General features: G+C 54.0%; 16 protein-coding genes, 1 other RNA gene, 1 pseudogene and 1 riboswitch. Of the genes and pseudogenes, 4 read left to right on the forward strand and 14 right to left on the reverse strand.

The features are described from left to right. Nucleotides 1–24 precede the first annotated feature (24 nt). Both EPD59_RS13620 and EPD59_RS13625 read left to right on the forward strand, forming a co-directional pair. Nucleotides 25–450, forward strand: a complete 426-nt coding sequence (locus EPD59_RS13620) for a polysaccharide biosynthesis protein (RefSeq protein ID WP_133273266.1) — start codon at nucleotides 25–27, stop codon at nucleotides 448–450. Next, nucleotides 432–1502, forward strand: coding sequence for a lipopolysaccharide biosynthesis protein (locus EPD59_RS13625; protein ID WP_133273267.1), 1071 nt, complete (start codon nucleotides 432–434; stop codon nucleotides 1500–1502). Before EPD59_RS13620 ends, EPD59_RS13625 begins: the two co-directional genes overlap by 19 nt. Here the strand turns inward: EPD59_RS13625 and EPD59_RS13630 are convergent. The 5 genes and pseudogenes from EPD59_RS13630 to EPD59_RS13650 form a co-directional block, all read right to left on the reverse strand. Further along, nucleotides 1499–2362, reverse strand: a complete 864-nt coding sequence (locus tag EPD59_RS13630) for a CPBP family intramembrane glutamic endopeptidase (protein ID WP_133273268.1) — start codon at nucleotides 2360–2362, stop codon at nucleotides 1499–1501. The genes EPD59_RS13625 and EPD59_RS13630 overlap by 4 nt on opposite strands. Before the next feature lie 178 nt (nucleotides 2363–2540). Continuing rightward, nucleotides 2541–4001, reverse strand: coding sequence for an amino acid permease (locus EPD59_RS13635; protein WP_133273269.1), 1461 nt, complete (start codon nucleotides 3999–4001; stop codon nucleotides 2541–2543). A gap of 348 nt (nucleotides 4002–4349) precedes the next feature. Then, nucleotides 4350–4460: riboswitch (SAM riboswitch) on the reverse strand. A gap of 94 nt (nucleotides 4461–4554) precedes the next feature. Further along, on the reverse strand, nucleotides 4555–5304 hold the full coding sequence (locus EPD59_RS13640) for an EcsC family protein (protein WP_133273270.1): 750 nt from the start codon (nucleotides 5302–5304) through the stop codon (nucleotides 4555–4557). A 51-nt stretch (nucleotides 5305–5355) separates the two neighbouring features. Next, nucleotides 5356–6399 (reverse strand): Gfo/Idh/MocA family protein, encoded by a 1044-nt coding sequence (locus EPD59_RS13645; RefSeq protein ID WP_133273271.1) that lies wholly within the window; start codon nucleotides 6397–6399, stop codon nucleotides 5356–5358. Beyond that, a pseudogene (locus tag EPD59_RS13650) lies at nucleotides 6396–7597 on the reverse strand (DegT/DnrJ/EryC1/StrS family aminotransferase). Before EPD59_RS13650 ends, EPD59_RS13645 begins: the two are co-directional and overlap by 4 nt. A 130-nt stretch (nucleotides 7598–7727) precedes the next feature. On the opposite strand from EPD59_RS13650, the gene EPD59_RS13655 reads away from it, so the two are divergent. Then, complete coding sequence (locus tag EPD59_RS13655) at nucleotides 7728–8669, forward strand: hypothetical protein (protein WP_133273272.1); 942 nt, start codon at nucleotides 7728–7730, stop codon at nucleotides 8667–8669. Between the two features lie 77 nt (nucleotides 8670–8746). Here EPD59_RS13655 and EPD59_RS13660 read toward each other — a convergent pair whose 3' ends face one another. The 6 genes from EPD59_RS13660 to EPD59_RS13685 all read right to left on the reverse strand — a co-directional run bounded on the left by EPD59_RS13660 (nucleotide 8747) and on the right by EPD59_RS13685 (nucleotide 12243). Beyond that, nucleotides 8747–9646 (reverse strand): glycosyltransferase family 2 protein, encoded by a 900-nt coding sequence (locus EPD59_RS13660; protein ID WP_133273273.1) that lies wholly within the window; start codon nucleotides 9644–9646, stop codon nucleotides 8747–8749. Nucleotides 9647–9690: 44 nt separating this feature from the next. After that, nucleotides 9691–10395, reverse strand: a complete 705-nt coding sequence (locus EPD59_RS13665) for a cell division ATP-binding protein FtsE (RefSeq protein ID WP_133273274.1) — start codon at nucleotides 10393–10395, stop codon at nucleotides 9691–9693. Between the two features lie 89 nt (nucleotides 10396–10484). Then, nucleotides 10485–10688, reverse strand: coding sequence for a fructose-6-phosphate aldolase (locus EPD59_RS13670; protein WP_133273275.1), 204 nt, complete (start codon nucleotides 10686–10688; stop codon nucleotides 10485–10487). Between the two features lie 86 nt (nucleotides 10689–10774). Continuing rightward, a complete protein-coding gene (gene fsa, locus EPD59_RS13675; protein WP_133273276.1) occupies nucleotides 10775–11431 on the reverse strand; it encodes a fructose-6-phosphate aldolase in 657 nt (218 codons plus the stop codon). Nucleotides 11432–11514: 83 nt separating this feature from the next. Beyond that, nucleotides 11515–11611, reverse strand: an RNA gene (gene ffs / locus EPD59_RS13680) — signal recognition particle sRNA small type. Nucleotides 11612–11754: 143 nt separating this feature from the next. Next, nucleotides 11755–12243: a carboxypeptidase-like regulatory domain-containing protein gene (locus EPD59_RS13685; protein ID WP_133273277.1), complete on the reverse strand. Its 489-nt coding sequence runs from the start codon at nucleotides 12241–12243 to the stop codon at nucleotides 11755–11757. A gap of 277 nt (nucleotides 12244–12520) precedes the next feature. Between EPD59_RS13685 and guaA the strand changes: the two genes are divergently transcribed. Further along, entirely contained in the window at nucleotides 12521–14053 is a 1533-nt protein-coding gene (guaA, locus tag EPD59_RS13690) for a glutamine-hydrolyzing GMP synthase (RefSeq protein ID WP_133273278.1), read from the forward strand. A 70-nt stretch (nucleotides 14054–14123) separates the two neighbouring features. On the opposite strand, the gene EPD59_RS21645 is transcribed toward guaA, so the two are convergent. The 3 genes from EPD59_RS21645 to EPD59_RS13700 form a co-directional block, all read right to left on the reverse strand. Next, nucleotides 14124–14795 (reverse strand): hypothetical protein, encoded by a 672-nt coding sequence (locus EPD59_RS21645; protein ID WP_165963596.1) that lies wholly within the window; start codon nucleotides 14793–14795, stop codon nucleotides 14124–14126. Next, nucleotides 14687–16006 carry a DUF4153 domain-containing protein gene (locus EPD59_RS13695; RefSeq protein WP_133273279.1) on the reverse strand — a complete coding sequence of 440 codons (1320 nt, stop codon included), beginning with the start codon at nucleotides 16004–16006 and terminating at the stop codon, nucleotides 14687–14689. Before EPD59_RS13695 ends, EPD59_RS21645 begins: the two co-directional genes overlap by 109 nt. A gap of 99 nt (nucleotides 16007–16105) precedes the next feature. Then, nucleotides 16106–16804 carry a DUF1361 domain-containing protein gene (locus EPD59_RS13700; protein ID WP_165963597.1) on the reverse strand — a complete coding sequence of 233 codons (699 nt, stop codon included), beginning with the start codon at nucleotides 16802–16804 and terminating at the stop codon, nucleotides 16106–16108. Between the last annotated feature and the right edge of the window lie 89 nt (nucleotides 16805–16893).

Consider the following 16893-nt stretch of genomic DNA (forward strand, 5'->3'; position numbering starts at 1 on the left):
TCAACTAATTAGTAAACAGCACACTTGGGCATCGTTCAGCGGCAGGGACTGCGCAACACCATTATTGCCTACATCGGGTTAGGCCTCGGCTTTGTAAATACTGTGCTGGTGCTGCCCAACCTGCTGGCCGCCGACCAGATTGGGTTGACTCGGGTGCTGGTGTCAGTAGCGACCATTTACGCGCAGCTGGCGGCCTTTGGGTTTGCCAGCACCGGCATTCGCTTTTTCCCTTATTTCCGCGATAAAGCCACTGGCCACCAAGGGTTTCTGCCGATGCTGCTGGGCGTTCCGCTGCTGGGCTTTGCCGTCATGACCATCATCTACGTACTGGGCAAACCCTTTCTGTTGGCTCAATATGAGCGTGACGCGGCGCTGCTCAATCCGTATTACTTCTGGGGGCAATTCTGGCCCTGTTTACGCTGTTTTATTCCTTGCAGGATGCGTACCTGAAGGCGCTCTATCAAACGGCTTTTTCATCCTTTGTGCAGGATATTCTGCTGCGCGTGCTCACGGTGGTAGCGGCGCTTTTATTCTCGTTGGGATATCTAACCTTTCATCAATTTGTGCTGGCTTTTATTGGCAGCTATGGATTCGCTACGCTGCTGCTGGCGCTCTATGTGATGTACTTGGGTGAGTGGCACTTGCGGCCTTCCAAGGCAGCATTGGGGGTAGTGCCCGTGCGGGAAGTGCTCAGCTTCAGCGGGTTCGTGATTCTGTCCAGCTTGTCGGGCACCATCATCGGCTCCATCGATTCGCTGATGGTAGGTTCTAGTATAAGTTTGGCGGCTACGGGCGTGTATACCACTGCGTTTTTTATTAGCACTGCGCTTACTATTCCGGCTCGCTCGCTGAATAAGATTGCTTTTCCGCTGCTGGCGGAGTACTGGAAAGCGCAGGATATGCCGCGCATGGCCGACTTTTACCGCCGCACTACGCGGCTCAACACGGTGGTGGGGTGTTGGCTGGCGCTGGGCATTGGCTTGAATCTGGACTTCATTTACTCGCTAATGCGGCCCGAATTTGCGGCTGGCGCCACGTCCGTGTTGCTGCTGCTGGCCGGACGCCTTTTCGATAGCATAACGGGTGTCAACGGCTTGATACTGGTCACCTCCCCCCGCTACCGCTTCGATTTGGTGTTCAATGTGTCGCTGGCGGTAGCTACGGTGCTGCTCAATCTGCTCCTGATTCCGTTGTACGGCCTCACCGGCGCAGCTCTTGCTACCCTCCTGGCCATGACTGGCATCAACGTGGCGCGCACCTGGTTTGTGTGGCGCGCCTACGGCTTGCAGCCCTTCGATTTTCGGATTCCGCTGGTTTTAGCAGTTGCTGCCGCTGCTGGTTTAGCAGCATGGCTGGTGCCAATTACTCACTCGGTTTTCGTCACGATGCTCGTTCGCTCTACAATGCTTACAAGCGTATATGGGGGGCTTTTGTTGCTGACGCGGGCTGTACCAGAGGTTAGTAACCTGTGGCAGCAGGTGCGCCGACGGGCCCATTTTTAAAGCTCTAGGCTGTCTATCGACGCATCTCTCATAGCAACGCTCTGCTGCGTGGCCCGCCAGATAAGCCAGGTTCCGCCAGCGAAAATGACGGCCGCTATGACTATCATTAGAAGTAGTGTCGAGCCACCGGGTAATAGGGCGATTGGGTCTTCTACATTCTGCCACTTCGGATTTTGCAAAGCCTTCCAAGCCACGGCATTGTTCAGAAAATGCACCACGATGCACGCCGCCAATGAGTGCGTGCGGTAGTACAGCCAACCCAAAAAGAGCCCTAACAGAAACGCCGATACAACCTGAGCCGGATTCAAGTGGATAATCCCGAATAATAAACTGGACTGTACTATGGCTTTGCGGGGACTGTAGTTTTTGAGTAGCCCCGGCAGAAGCAAGCCCCGAAAGAGTAGCTCTTCTAGAATGGGAGCCGAGATGCAAATAACAAAAAACGATAGCCCAGGAAATGCATTTAGCTTCTGCATAGAATCGCTCATCCAGTTGGGCAGATGCAGGAACACAACCAACGTGCGCAAGGCCATCTGCGCGAACACCAGTAGCGGCAGCAATAGGTACACCAACGGAATTTCGCGCGACGCCAGCAGCCGAATCGGCTGACGGCGCACCGCCGGAATTTTCCAGAGCAGAAATACGATGATCAGAGCCTTAGCCAAATCACTGGCTACCACAGTCACAATGATGGATTGCGCGTGGGTTGTAAAGCGAAGGAAGGGAATGGACAGAAATCCTAGGACGAGTGCCAGTAGCATAAACCAGCCGAGCGCGCCCCAACTTTCCTTCACGGTTGGGTACGCAGCAGGTTGATTTATAGAAGCTTGGATTTCAGATTCGGGTAACGTTTCGATCATCGGATAGCTATAGAAAAGATAGATGCTTAAAGCTACCTAAAACTGCTTCATTGCTGTGTTACTTCGCTCGAATCAGGTTTTAAAAATTCGGTATTGCTGTCGGAAGGCATCCGTTTATCAGGCATAAAAAAGCCCCCGCTATGATGATGCAGGGGGTTTTTTTGGGGAGTGTAATTCGTTAAGCCTTCACTTGGGCTTGTTCCTGTGCTAGTCGCAGTTTGCTGTGCTTTTTACCATAGAGGTAATAAATCACTAGTCCGGCTGCCAGCCACACAATGAGGCGCAACCAGGTATCCCAGGGGAGCGAAAACATCATCAGTAAGCAGGTCAGGATGCCCATAATGGGCACCAGCGGCACCCACGGCGTGCGAAAAGCGCGGGGCGCATCGGGCTGCTGCTTGCGCATAATGAGTACGCCGAGGCACACCATCACGAAGGCCAGCAGCGTACCAATACTGGTCATTTCGCCTACTACCTGAATGGGCACCAAGCCTGCGAAAGCGCTGATTAGGGCGGCCAACAAGATGTTTGATTTGTAAGGCGTCTGGAAGCGAGGGTGAATTTCGGAGAAGATCTTGGGCAACAGTCCGTCGCGCGACATGGAGAAAAACACCCGCGACTGCCCCAGCAAATCCACCAGAATGACGGAGGTGTAGCCAATCAGGATGGCGATAATAATGGCTTGACTCAGCCAGGCATACGGCGTTTTCTCGATGGCGATGGCTACCGGCGCGGCGCTATTTTTGAACTCTGTGTAGTTGGCCAGGCCCGTCATTACGTGCCCAAACAACACGAACAGAATAGTACACACGACCAGCGAGCCGATGATGCCGATAGGCATATCACGCTGGGGTTTTTTTGCTTCCTGCGCCATCGTGGCCACAATATCAAAGCCGATGAAGACGAAGAAGATAACACCGGCTCCGCGCAGAATGCCGCTCAAGCCAAACTCACCAAACGTGCCCGTATTGGCCGGGATATAGGGCTGATAATTAGCCGGATCGATGTATTGCCAACCCAACGCAATAAACACCAGCACTACCGATACCTTCAGGGCCACAATGGTTGCGTTAACCCAGGCCGAGCCCTGCGTACCCCGAATCACGATGGCTGTGATGGCCAGCACGATCAGAATAGCGGGCAGATTGACGAACCCGTGCACCACCGAGCCATCGGCCAAAGTAGACGTCTCGAAGGGCGACATAACCAGCTGAGCGGGAATATGCAGGTCGTATTTGGCCAAAAACCGCGTCAGGTACTGCGACCAGCTGATGGCTACGGCCGCGGCGCCCACGGAATATTCGAGCACCAAATCCCAGCCAATAATCCAGGCAAACAGCTCACCTAGCGTAGCGTAGGAATAGGTATAGGCGGAGCCAGCGACGGGTACCATAGACGCAAACTCCGCGTAGCACAGGGCCGAAAAGGCACAGCCAACGGCTGCTACCAAAAATGAAAGCGTAACGGCTGGTCCGGTATGATTGGCGGCCGCTATACCAGTAAGGGAAAAGAGTCCCGCCCCAATGATAACCCCTACCCCAATGGCGACAAGGTTGAAGGCACTCAGACTGCGCTTGAGGGTGTGAGTGCCGGTTTCGGCCGCCTCTTGTCGCAGCAATTCCAGTGACTTTTTGAGCATAAAATGTAGCACGAAGCCGCGCCTCGTGGTGGATAAAAAGAATGGAGATAAGAGAAAGAATATCCGCCTGTAAAGCAGACAGATCACAAAGCTGACGCCGTTGCTACGGCTTCGGCAAAATGGGCAACTACCTGATCTACAGCCAATGCAAAGGCTGAATCAGAGCAGAAATGCCCCCAGCGGCTACTTACAGCTGCAGATTGGCAAAGCCAGGAAGATGAGAGAATGTTCGAACGCTCAACAACAGCAACAACCCATACCCAAACAAGCAGCCCAACTCAGCGTGTGGAGCGGCAGGGTGGCGAAGGAAAATAGAGCAGGTTGCAGCTGAATGTTCACGGCAATTTGTTTTTATATAGCCAGTCGATACTTGCGCTGACCTCGGTTGGCACCGTTCCAGTTGTGCTGGGGGTTGCCGGCGTTTCATTGAGCCTTTCTCTCCACGCCTCGGTATAAAAACAATCCTTTGATCAGAAAGAATTGGGGTCGCAAAGGTAGACTACCGGCATGCGTACTTGCAAATGCGGCTATTCTTTCTCTTTTACCGTGTGGCTTAGCCGGCGCTGGGGGGCAACATAGTACCCTTCGGCTCAAGATGGCGCATGCGGTAACAGTTCATGGCCGTTTCGCCGAGTTGCTCGATGAGGCGGTAGTTGGCCACCGCTCCCACCGCTGCTCCAATTACGGGCACCAGCTGGGCCAGCTTCGCCAAGTCGATGTAGTCGCGGTACTCTTGCTGAAAGGTGCGCCAATCAAACTCATTTACATCGGTGGGCAGCGTGTGGCGGTAGCTGTCCCAGTCGGCAATGCGACGATACACCTCATTGCGGGTGTGCTGACTGGAAAAGGCCAGCTGAAAAATGTACAGTAGATAGAGCCGCTCAGTATAATCGCGCACGTCGTGGCCGTAGAGGGCGGCTACGTCGAAGAGCAGCTTAAGCTTGAGGCCCAGCAGCAGCGGAAAATCGGCCAGGCCCAGCAAAAAGCCCCCCGCCCCCGTCACGGCGCCTTCGGCCGACGCGGTGTTGCGGTAGTAACGGATGCGGGTGCGCACCGCCGTTTCCCGTTCCGCCCACGGCGCCTCCAGCAGCGGCTGGCGCGTAGTGTGCATCGACCCAAACAACACCCCGCGCACCATCTGCCGAATAGCCGTGGTAATGGCCTCATGCACCCGCTCGGGCAGAAACGCATTCAACCGAATCTGTACCCGGCGCGTGAAGCGGTTCAGCAGCGTCGGTGACTTCTGCATGCGCTGTTGCCAGGCGCGGAGTTCAGTGAGGGCTTGTTCGTCGGGGCAGTTCATGTAAGTAGTTACGTAAAACTGATAAGTAGTTTTTACCTACGCTTCTCCACGTTACTTTAAGCCATAAATCCGCTCAATAATCTCCACCACTTTCACTCCTTCCCGAGCATTCGTTTCACATAAATCGCCGCTTTTAACTGCCTCAACCACCTCTTCTATCGCCTGCACATGATTGGCGGCGCTGCCTTGGTAGAAACCGTAGTGATTGGCGGGATTGGTCGGCAGAAGCGGCGGGCATTCGTAGTCGCGGATGTGGCAGTGCTCCACTTTATCCATGTATTGCCCACCGATGCGCAGACTGCCGTGCTCGCCGATGACGGTGAGGCTGCTTTCGAGGTTGCGGTCCCAGACGGCGGTGCTGTAATGCAGAGTGCCAGTACCGCCGCGTACGAGGTCAAAAGTCACGAGGCCGCTATCCTCAAACTCGGTAAGGTGCTGGTGGTTGAAGTCATGGAAACGGGCTTGCACATTAGTTACGTCGCCGAAAACCCAGTAGAGCAGATCGATGAAGTGGCTGAACTGAGTGAAGAGCGTACCGCCGTCCTGAGCGTGGGTGCCGTGCCAGCTGCCGGGGCGGTAGTAGCGGGCATCGCGGTTCCAGAAACAGTTTATCTGGACCATAAAAATGCTCCCCAGTCGGTTTTCCTCAATTACTTGCTTCAGCCAAACGGCCGGCGGTGAGTAGCGATTCTGCATTACTCCAAATACCAACCGGCCCGCCTGCGAGGCCGTAGCCACAACTTGTTCCGCATCGGCGGTGCGCAGGGCTAGCGGCTTTTCTACCAACACATGTAGCCCGTGGCGTAAGCCGGCAATTGCCTGGGGCGCGTGCAGATGATTGGGCGTGGCTACCGTAAGGACATCAGCGGCGGGACCATGGGCGAGATATTCTTCAAGAGACGTGAAGAAAGGAATCCCCACAAATTCGGCGGACAGCTCCAATTCTAGCTCAGCCCTGATATCGATTAAGGCTACAAGCTTGGCACCCGGCTGACGCTGCACCAGCGCCGCGTGGCGACGACCAATGTGGCCCACACCACAAATAGCAAAGCTTACCTCGGGCTGCTCGGCTCCGGAGTGTAACGGTATACTCATGCAGCAGAGCGGGTTAAAGCAAAAAACGCCCGGATAGTCGTAATGATATAGTCTTGTTGCGCCTCAGTGAGCATCGGATGAATGGGTAGCGACAGCACCGTACGGCACAGCTGCTCAGCTACCGGGAATTGCCCAGCAGAGTAGCCAAGGTAGGCATAGGCAGGCTGCAAGTGCACAGGCACCGGATAATACACCATGCTCGGCACGCCACGCTGCGCCAGGTATTCCTGAAGTTGGTCGCGCTGGGGGCTTTTTCCAGAGTTAAGGTGTACTGATGAAACACATGACTGCTGTTAGCGTCGCGGTGTGGAACACGGAGACCCGAAATGTCCCCCAGCGCGGCATCGTAATAATCGGCGATGCGCTGGCGGGTAGCGGTCCAGGTGGGCAGGTGTGGCAGCTTCACGCGCAGCAACGCAGCTTGCACGGTGTCGAGGCGAGAGTTAAGGCCGATGTGCTGGTGATGGTACTTGCGGGTTTGGCCGTGGTTGGCAAGCTGACGCAAGTAAGTCGCGCGGTCAGCATCTCGGGTAAAAAGAGCACCACCATCGCCAAAGGCACCGAGGTTTTTCGCTGGAAAGAAGGATGTCGTTCCCACCTCGCCTACCGTACCAGCGTAAGCTTGCTGGCCATCGGCAAACAGATGGGTAGCGCCAATAGCTTGGGCATTATCTTCAATCAGCGGAATGGCATGTCTGGTTGCAATCTGTTTCAACGCCTCTAAATCAGCGCATTGCCCAAACAGATGCACTGCCAGTATTGCCCCCGTGCGCGGTGTAACGGCGGCCTCCACCGCTGCTGGATCGAGGCAGAAAGTAGTAGGCATTACATCGACAAAAACCGGACGCAAGCCTAGCACAGCAGCAGCTTCAGCGGTAGCTACGTAGGTAAAAGCGGGCAGAATAATTTCAGCCCCGGGGGGCAAATTCAGACTCATCAGCGCCAGTTGGAGCGCGTCGGTACCATTGGCGCAAGGTATTACGTGGGGGCCACCAAGGGTAGCGCTTAATTCTTCGGCAAACGCAGCCACGGCCGGACCATTGATGAACTCTGCTTCCCGAAGCACTGTACTCAGCGCCTCGTCGAGGGTGGGCTGAAGGAGGGCGTGCTGAGCCGCCAGATCCAACATGCGAATAGGGGCGGACGGTACAAGGTCAGTGGGCAATGGGGAGGCGAATGAAGAGTGGGTGCTAGGCATCAAATATAGCGGCAACGCCCAAACCAGCAGCCCATGGCGGCACGCAACCCCTACCCTGATGCTTGCGTTTAGCCAAGCAAGGTCAGACTTCCACACTGATCATTCCACTCAGCACTAACTCCCTACTGCCATGTTTAAGAAACGAATAACCATGCATACCCTGGCCCTCTTGCTGATGGCCGGTGGTATCACCTTCACGCAAGCAAGCTGTTCGCGTCAGGACCGTGCGGAGGTTTCGCAGGAAAGCGACCAAGCCTATAACGACTTCAAGAACTTTGTCTCCGAATCGGAAGCGAAAGCTCAGGCAGCCAGCAATCAGGCGGAAGCCGATTATGAGCGTGAAACCACGCAGATGAAAGCCGACTACGATGCTAAAGTTGCAGCCGTAGATCAATACGCCGACCAGTACGACGAGACCCGGCGTCAGGAAATTGAGCAGCTCCGGACCCGCTACACTACCGCCTACGATCAGCGCGACCAGGCGTGGCGCAACAAAGCCAATACGGCCGGCACTACTACTGGCGGCACCGATGCAACGACAGGTGTGGCCAGTGGCGCCGGCACCATGAAAATGGGCAAATACTACAAGCCTACCAGTCCGGCTGCTCAGCTCACTGCTGCCAACGCGCGTCAGACGTATGAGAACTTCACGCAGATGATCAAGCAGAACGAGGACCGCTACGACATTGACGATTGGCGCAACATCAACGCCGAGTGGCGTGCTCTGGATGAAGCCTATGATGCGGTAAAAGGTGACATCAGCGCCAATGACTTAGCAGCTATTCAGAAGGAAAAGCTGAAGTATGCGGCCTTCAAGTCGTACGACAAAACCGAAGCCCGCGTATCCCAAGGCGCTGATGCCGTTAGTGGCGAGGCCAAAGAAGTGAAGGAAGAAACCGCCGATGAACGCAGCAAAGTAGGTCAAGCCGTCAGCAACACCGCGTCCGATGTCAAAGAGACCGGCAAAGATGTTGGTAAAGGCGCAGCCAAAGTCGGCAAGAAAGTAGGGAGTGCCGTAAAAGGCGCTTACAAAGAAGTGAAGTCGGAGGTCAAAAATACCGACAACGACTAAGTTCACTTTATAAGTCTTCAGCACAAAAAAGCCCCTCAGAACATATCTGGGGGCTTTTTTGTGCTGGTTTAAAATGCCTACTGTTTCATTGCCCGCAGCGCCCAAAGTAGCTTCAAGCTATCTAGGTTACGTAGCCGCGGAGCAGGGCCCAGCACCTGCCGCCATAACAGTGGCTCCACTATACTTAACAGGATACGCGCAGCTGCACCTACGCCAAAGCGCTGTAGCTGCAGAGTCGTACGCAGCAGCTTGGTATCCGCGCCTAATGCTTCCGTTTGGTGCAAGTGGACTAGGTTCTGCACAGCTTGACGCGAATTTCGCAGGAAAACTTCATTCGTTTCCAACCCATCATGCAACACAGGATTATCTAGATGCTGCACCGCAATGCCCGCCGCTTGTAAGCGCCACCCGAATTTGGTATCCTCATGCCCATAGCGCGTGATGGCTTCATCCAGTTTTATCTGGTTGAACACCTCCGCTCTCAGCAATACATTCTTTAGTTTGAATTGATGATGAGGCTTTTGCTGGCGCGAGGCTGCCGCAAAAGCCTCTCTCCTGCGCCCGTAGTGCCAGCGCAGAAAAGTAGTGGCATCGGCCGGCGGGGTTAGGCCATACCTGGTTCCGCCCACTAGCACGGGTGCCGTAGGCTGGAGAATAGCTGCACTATAGCGGGCCAAAAAACGCGTATCTGGAAGGCTTACATTATTATCAAGGAGCAACAACCATGGTTGGCTGGCGCTAGCCGCCAAATGATTCCGCGCTGCTGAGCGCCCAATGTTGTGAGGTAATTCTTGATAAACTACTCGGGGCCAATCAGCTATTACTCGGTTAAGAAGTTTGTAGCGTTCCTCAGAACCATCATCCAGACAGAGAATTTCCACGGGTCCGGCCCAATCTGTTGCCTGCTCCGATAATGCCCGTACCAGTGTGGTGACATCACGGTTATAAACAGGAATCAGAATGGACAGACCGGTCATACACGTGAACGGAGCATGTTGTGGACTGCCTCTCGGCTGAGCAATTATTCAGTCAGCTTGAAGGAAACTTGCGTTGAGTCAAGCAGTTGCCCGTTTTCGCACTTCAGCACCCGCTTCGGGTACTGCCGAATAATCTGGTAGTTGTGCGTAGCCATCAGCACGGCCGTACCGGCATTGTTGATTTCCACGAACAAGCGCATGATATCAGCAGCCACCTCGGGGTCGAGGTTGCCGGTAGGCTCATCAGCCAGCAGCAATAAGGGTTCGTTAAGTAAGGCGCGGGCAATAACCACACGCTGCTGCTCTCCTCCCGAAAGTTGGTGGGGCATTTTGCTGGCCGAGTTGGCTAACCCCACGCGCATCAGCACTTCCGACAAGCGATTCTGAATGCGGGCCTTGCCGCTCCAACCAGTTGCTTTAAGAACAAAAATCAGGTTTTCGGCTACGGTACGGTCGAAAAGCAGCTGAAAATCTTGGAAGATAATCCCCAGCTTACGCCGCAGATACGGCACCTTGCTGGAGCTAAGTTTTTGCAATGGGAAACCGGCTACTGTACCCACTCCCCCACCCAGCGGCAGATCGGCGTACAGGGTTTTCAGCAATGAGCTTTTGCCAGAGCCCGTGCGACCAACCAGATACGCGAATTCGCCTTTTTCAAGGGTAAAGGTGATCTTTTGCAGTACCGTATTCACGTCCTGCATAATGTAGGCGTCGTGGAGTTCAACAACGGGTACGGCGGAATCTGACATAGTTACGGTAACGCGAAATGAATCTGAGTTGAATGCGGCGGGCAACTCAGTGAATACGAGAGCTGGGGGGCTTTTTTCGAATTAAGAACTCAAACTTCCAGCTTTTGTAGCTTTCCAAACTCCAGCCCGGCAATAACTCCAGCCAAGGCGGTTTCCTTCCCTTCCAACCCGTAGCGGTGCAGATCTTTCAAAGGGCGGTCGGCGCGGAAATAAGCAATCAGCACAAATTCCTCGTCGCGGAGCTGTATATAGTCCGGGATTTTTGCCTTGCCTTTTACTTTGATGATGTACATGGAGAGAAGAGCCAGGATGTATAAATGGAGAGTTGGAAGTAGAAATTTCTCCTCTTCGCTTCCAACCTCCCCAGTGCCTAACAGAATTATCCGTTCACCTTTTTATGGTCGGCCAGAAACTGCGCCAGCCCTTTGTCGGTAAGTGGGTGATTGAGCAAGCCGGTAATAACGTTGAGCGGGCAAGTGACCACGTCAGCCCCTATTTCAGCGCACTGAATCAGGTGCGGCACATGGCGCACCGACGCGGCCAATACCTGCGTTGGATAACCATAGTTGCTGAAAATATCTACAATCTGCTGAACCAGCACTAGGCCATCATGCCCGATATCGTCTAAGCGGCCCACGAAGGGGGAAATGTAGGTAGCTCCGGCTTTGGCGGCCAACAGCGCTTGACCAGCTGAGAAAATCAGGGTGCAGTTCGTTTTGATGCCCTTTTCAGAGAAGTGCTTAATGGCCTTTACCCCGTCGCGGGTCATGGGCACTTTCACCACAATGTTCGGGTGCAGTTCGGCAAACATCTCGCCCTCGCGTACCATATCATCGAAGGTGATACCAATAACTTCGGCCGACACATCGCCATCTACCATCTCGCAGATCTGCCGATAATGGGCCATGATGTTGTCCATGCCCTTGATGCCCTCTTTGGCCATCAGGGAGGGATTAGTAGTCACTCCGTCCAGTACACCGAGTTCAACGGCTTCCTGAATTTCACGGAGGTTAGCGGTATCAATGAAGAATTTCATGCGGCAGGTTATTACAAAAGAATGCCCCAAAGCTACCCATTTGCCAGCAAACGCGGCACTGAGTTTCGTTGGGGCATGGGCAAAAAAAAGCGAGCCAAAATCGCACCGCTCAACCGCCTACCCTTGCTACCTTCCGGTCCTGGGGGAGTTCAGCAGGAGCTGGTCGTTCTGACTCGCCGTTGCAAAGATAGCCTACAGATTCTGCAGATGAAGCCATTTGCCCCGATTATTTTAAGCTAAAGCAGCTAATCGCAGAGTATCAATTACTTCCTGTTGCGATTAGCTGCTTTTAGTAGTCAACTGCTGCTTAACGTGCAAACGAATTACGGTTTGCGGTACGCCTTCTCGGCCGCTTTCAGGTTTTTCTTTACTTGGCGCTCATAATGATCAATGGGTGTCATTTGCACCAGTAACGGACTTGTATCATTCACTTCCACGAGCGCATCTTGGTAGCCAGCGTAGGTTACACGCAAGGAAAGGCTAGTAGAGGTAGATTTGATCATGTAGCCACCAGACGAATTGGTAATGCCTCCCTCCTTAGGATCCGAAATAACCGTAATGATAGCGCCGGCCAATGGGTCGTTCCAGGCACCTAGTACAGTACCGGTAAATACCCGTGTAATAATCTCGGGTTCAACAATGATAGCGGCGACTGGCTGAGCAACTGATTTGTTTGCCTTTGCTTTGGGCGTTGCCACAGCTAGAGCTTTGCTCGACAGTTGGGAATTACGAGCCGTTTTTGATTGTGCGTTGCTCAAGGCAGGTAGCAGGAGACATAGCGCGCTGGTGAGGAGGTAGGTAGAGATTTTCACAAAGGTGGTTGTTAAGAAGGGGCAGTAAAGAATGTAACTAAGCTGAATTGATCATCTTCTATACATAGTGCATAAAAAACTTATACAAATATAATGATCATAAACTATAATACAATTTACTTAACAAAAAATATGACTAAAAAGATTAGTGGTCTAGTTTTATTCCCTTTAGATCATGTTTTGAATCAGAAGCCACTACTTATCACTGATCTGGTATTTTTTGAAACATGCTTTCGGCACTTTTTGCAAGCTCGACCTGCCCTCCTTACCTTTGCCCATGCCCCAACAGATTCTGATTCTTGATTTCGGCTCCCAATACACGCAGCTCATTGCCCGACGCATTCGCGAGCTGAACGTTTACTGCGAGATTCACCCTTTCACGCACGCCCCGGCCCTCACTGAGGATATCCGGGGCGTGGTGCTTTCAGGCTCCCCCTGCTCCGTGCGCGATCCTGAAGCTCCTAACCCTGATTTGAGCCTATATCTTGGCCGCGTGCCGGTGCTGGGTGTATGCTACGGCGCGCAGCTGCTGGCTCAGCAAGGTGGCGGCGAAGTATTGCCTGCTACCATCCGGGAGTATGGCCGCGCCCGCCTCAATCATATCGAAAAGAGCAGCCCGCTGATGCGTGAACTCAGCCTCGATTCGCAAGTATGGATGTCGCACGGCGACACTATTAAGGTGTTACCGACCGGCTACGAAGTAATTGCCAGCACCCATGAAGTGGAAGTAGCTGCTTACCATATTAGCGGCCAAGAAACCTACGGCATCCAGTTTCACCCTGAGGTAACGCACTCTACAGAAGGCAAAACGCTGATGCGCAACTTCGTAGTCGATATTTGCGGCTGCGACCAAAGCTGGACGCCCGAGCACTTTGTAAGCAGTATGGTAGCGGCCTTGCAAAATACCATCGGCGAAACCGACCAAGTAATTCTGGGCTTATCCGGCGGCGTCGATTCCAGCGTGGCGGCTTTACTGCTGCACGAAGCCATTGGGTCGCGTCTGCACGGTATTTTCGTGGATAATGGCCTGTTGCGGAAAGATGAGTACGAAGGCGTACTGGAGGCTTATGAAGTGCTGGGCCTGAACGTGCGCGGCGTGGATGCTTCACAAGAATTCTATTCGGCGCTGGCAGGCCTCTCCGACCCCGAACTGAAGCGCAAAGCTATTGGCCGCACATTTATTGAAGTATTCGAGCGCGAAGCCAAAAAGGTAGAAGGTGCTACGTGGCTAGCCCAGGGCACCATCTATCCCGATGTGATTGAATCGGTGTCGGTGAAAGGACCAGCGGTAACTATCAAGAGCCACCACAACGTGGGCGGCCTGCCGGAGTTGATGAACCTGAAAGTGGTGGAGCCGCTCCGGATGCTGTTTAAGGATGAGGTGCGGGAAGTAGGTGCGGCCCTCAATTTGCCCCCCAACATCCTAAATCGTCATCCCTTTCCCGGTCCTGGCCTCGCCATACGCATCCTCGGTGACATCACGCCTGAAAAGGTACAGTTACTTCAGAAAGCCGATGCCATCTTCATTGATTCGCTCCGTGAGTATGGGCTTTACGACAAAATTTGGCAGGCCGGCGTAATGCTGCTGCCCATTCAAAGCGTGGGCGTAATGGGCGATGAGCGCACTTATGAGCAAGTTGTAGCTCTGCGTGCCGTGACCAGCGTAGACGGCATGACGGCCGACTGGGCCCACCTCCCCTACGACTTTCTGGCTCACGTATCCAACAAGATCATCAACCAAGTGCGCGGCATCAACCGCGTAGTGTACGACATCAGCTCCAAGCCGCCCGCTACCATTGAGTGGGAATAGACTGTGCTTGCAAAGGATAAAAAAAGCCCCCCGGATTATTTCCGGGGGGCTTTTTTAGCTTTTATCGTGCCTACTTAAAGGTCAAGATAGCGTCGCCCTCAAAATAATAAGTGGGTTTTTGCTTGGGCCGCTGGTTCCGGCGAATGTGCGTGAACAACACGCGTAATTGCATGGTGGAGTTGGAAGCTGTAAGGCTGAGGTTGGGAAGCTCCACGCTTACGTAATTTGTGGGTTGTTTAACCCGAATCAGCGAATCGGCCAGGTCGGCGGGCGAAACGGACAGCACCGGTTGCCACGTGTCGGGCTTGGTAAGTTGCTCTAGATGAATTTGACCATTATCTTCTTCATTCCGGAGCCGAAATGTGCCTTCTGCTACGGTGAAGGTTTCTATTTCCGCGCCACGACTAGCGTACATATCAAGGTTGCGCACCAAGTAGTTGCCAGGACTTAGCTGAGCTACGCCAGTTTGGTTAGGTCTGAAATTGAATGTCTGGCTTTGCTCTTCATCAGAATTTGTTCCGGTTATTCTATTTCGGTAGTTAACTCTCTCCAACCCACTCACGGCAAACAACCGCTCATCCTGCCAACGCCGACGCTCCCATTCTTTTTTGCCTTGCAATGAATCAGGTGCTGTCAGTGAAGCGGTGAAGAAGGGTTGAATGGCCTCCAGATTATTGCGCTCCGTGAAAAAATCAAAAATGGATGTGATGCGCCGGCCTGCTTCCTTGGGCAGTTCGGGCACCCGCTTACCAGCCCCGTCGAGCTTGCCGTTTTGCAGGAGCTTGTACTCTTCGCTGACCGCGCGCAGTTGGGCCAACTGGCTCCGCTCGGCCACTGAAAAAGCCCCCAGGGCCCACCCGAGGCCAAAAATGCTGCCACCGCCAACGACGCCGGAATCCAGATAATGCCCCGCCCCTGCCGCAGCAGGAAGTAAATAGTAATCAGCATCAGCCAAGCGGCCAGCACCAGCACGAGATAACGCTCTTCCGTAATGCCGTACGCCCGAATGCGGGTGCCAATGGCTACGGCCAACAGCCCCAGCAGTGGAAACAGAGACCAATAAAACCATCGTGCGAAGGTGCGAATCCAGGTGTTTTCGGCGGCGTCGCGGATGGGGTGAATGAGCAGCAAAGCAAAAATACCTGCCACGGCCAAGGCTAGCACCAGCGTCGATACCCAACCTTTGGGCAGTTCCCACAGCCCCAGAATTCGGGCGAGGTAAGCGTACAGGATGGCTAGGTACAGCACCACCAGCGGCAGCAGTACAAACTGTGTAAACAGCTTCAGCCCCTTCGGGTAACCGGTTTCTAGTTCCAGGGCGGCGAAGTCGCGGGGCACGCCGGCCAGAAAAAACCACGTATTGAATACCGTAGCCAACACGACGAATAAGTACGCATAAAGCTTATCATCTAGCTTAACATCAAACAGGTTGTCGATTGCCAACAAAGCCAGCGAACAACCCACGAACAGCACGCCCGAGTACAGACCCGCGGTGAGAATGCGCAAAAACAGCGTCTCGTTGTAGCGCCAGAAGCCAGGCGTATCGGCGCGGCGGCGCAGCTCCAGTAAATACGGCACCGCGGCCACCAGCAAATGTTGCCCGACAAGCAAAAGAAATAGCCGCATTCCCCAACGCAGAGTAGGCTCAGGTGGGCAGCTAACGTACCATAGTGCTAGCAGTGCCACGGTCCCGGCTTGTGTCAATAGGCGTAGCCACATGGGCCAGCGGTAACGCTCAGCAGCTAGGGATGCGCTCAGCGTGAGGGTGAGGCCCAGCACCGCCGCCGAGGCCAGCGGAAAAAGCCACTCGTGCCACCTTGTATCGGTATCGCTAAACCGGATTGCGTAAATAATGGAGGCGCATAGCATCAGCGCGCAGAGGAGCGTAAGCGGAAAGCGGCGCACCACGCGGGCCGCTTCGCGGCCGAGGTTATTGAGAGAAGGGAGTTGCATGGAAGCGCGGAAACAGCGCGGCCAAATAACGTGAATATCCTTTGCTTTATATATTAAGAAAACCTCTTCGCAAGCCCGAAAGGTGGCTATACAAGGTGCTTACCGCTCCTGCTCTTCTTTATGCAGGCCTGCCAGTTGGCGAACAGTAATATAGCCCAGCAGCAAAAACGCAGTAAATAGAATAGTGACGCCGTAGGTGCGCGGGTGAGCCATGGGGTGCAGCACCCGATTGAGGATATCGTAGAAGAGTGTAAGCGGATTAGTGAATACATCCCAGCTATTCCAGCGCAGATAGCGGCCCAAATAAATTCCGAAGCTGCTCAGAACAATGGCCGCCGTAGCAAATCCCCAGCCGACGACCGCGCCCATACGGCGGCGCACCAGGGCTTGCATTTCGATTAAAGAAGCATAGGCCAGCATTAGCCCATTCCAGGCGCACGTCAGGATGAGGGCCAGATCGTACCAATAAGGCACGCCGGGACGAGGCGCCAAGTGAAACAAGTCGGTGAGAATGTAGGGCGCGTTTGGGAAAAACAACAGCCAGATAGCCCCTGTAGGTAGCAGCAGACGTCGCCGAACCGGGCCGGCAGCTAAGCCGAGCATGGTGCTGAGGCCGAAGGGTATCAAAGCCAGAAACAGATTCCAGAGCAGGAACACAAACGTCAGCTCCTGCGTCATAAATACCCGGAACGTAATCAGTACGACGCTCAGCGTAATAGATGCGCCCAGCACTAACAGCAGCCCCAGACGTTGACGCAAATAAGATACTGAGGGCAGCTGAGGCAGAGAAACAGGCATAAGCAGGCAGAGCAATGTGGCAATTACCATAACGACCAAGCACGCGGTTTGGGTATAGACGAGCCCCGCGCCCTTGCTAAAGATAAGAC

The organism is Hymenobacter radiodurans (assembly GCF_004355185.1).
In the GTDB taxonomy this organism is placed as follows: Bacteria; Bacteroidota; Bacteroidia; order Cytophagales; family Hymenobacteraceae; genus Hymenobacter; species Hymenobacter radiodurans.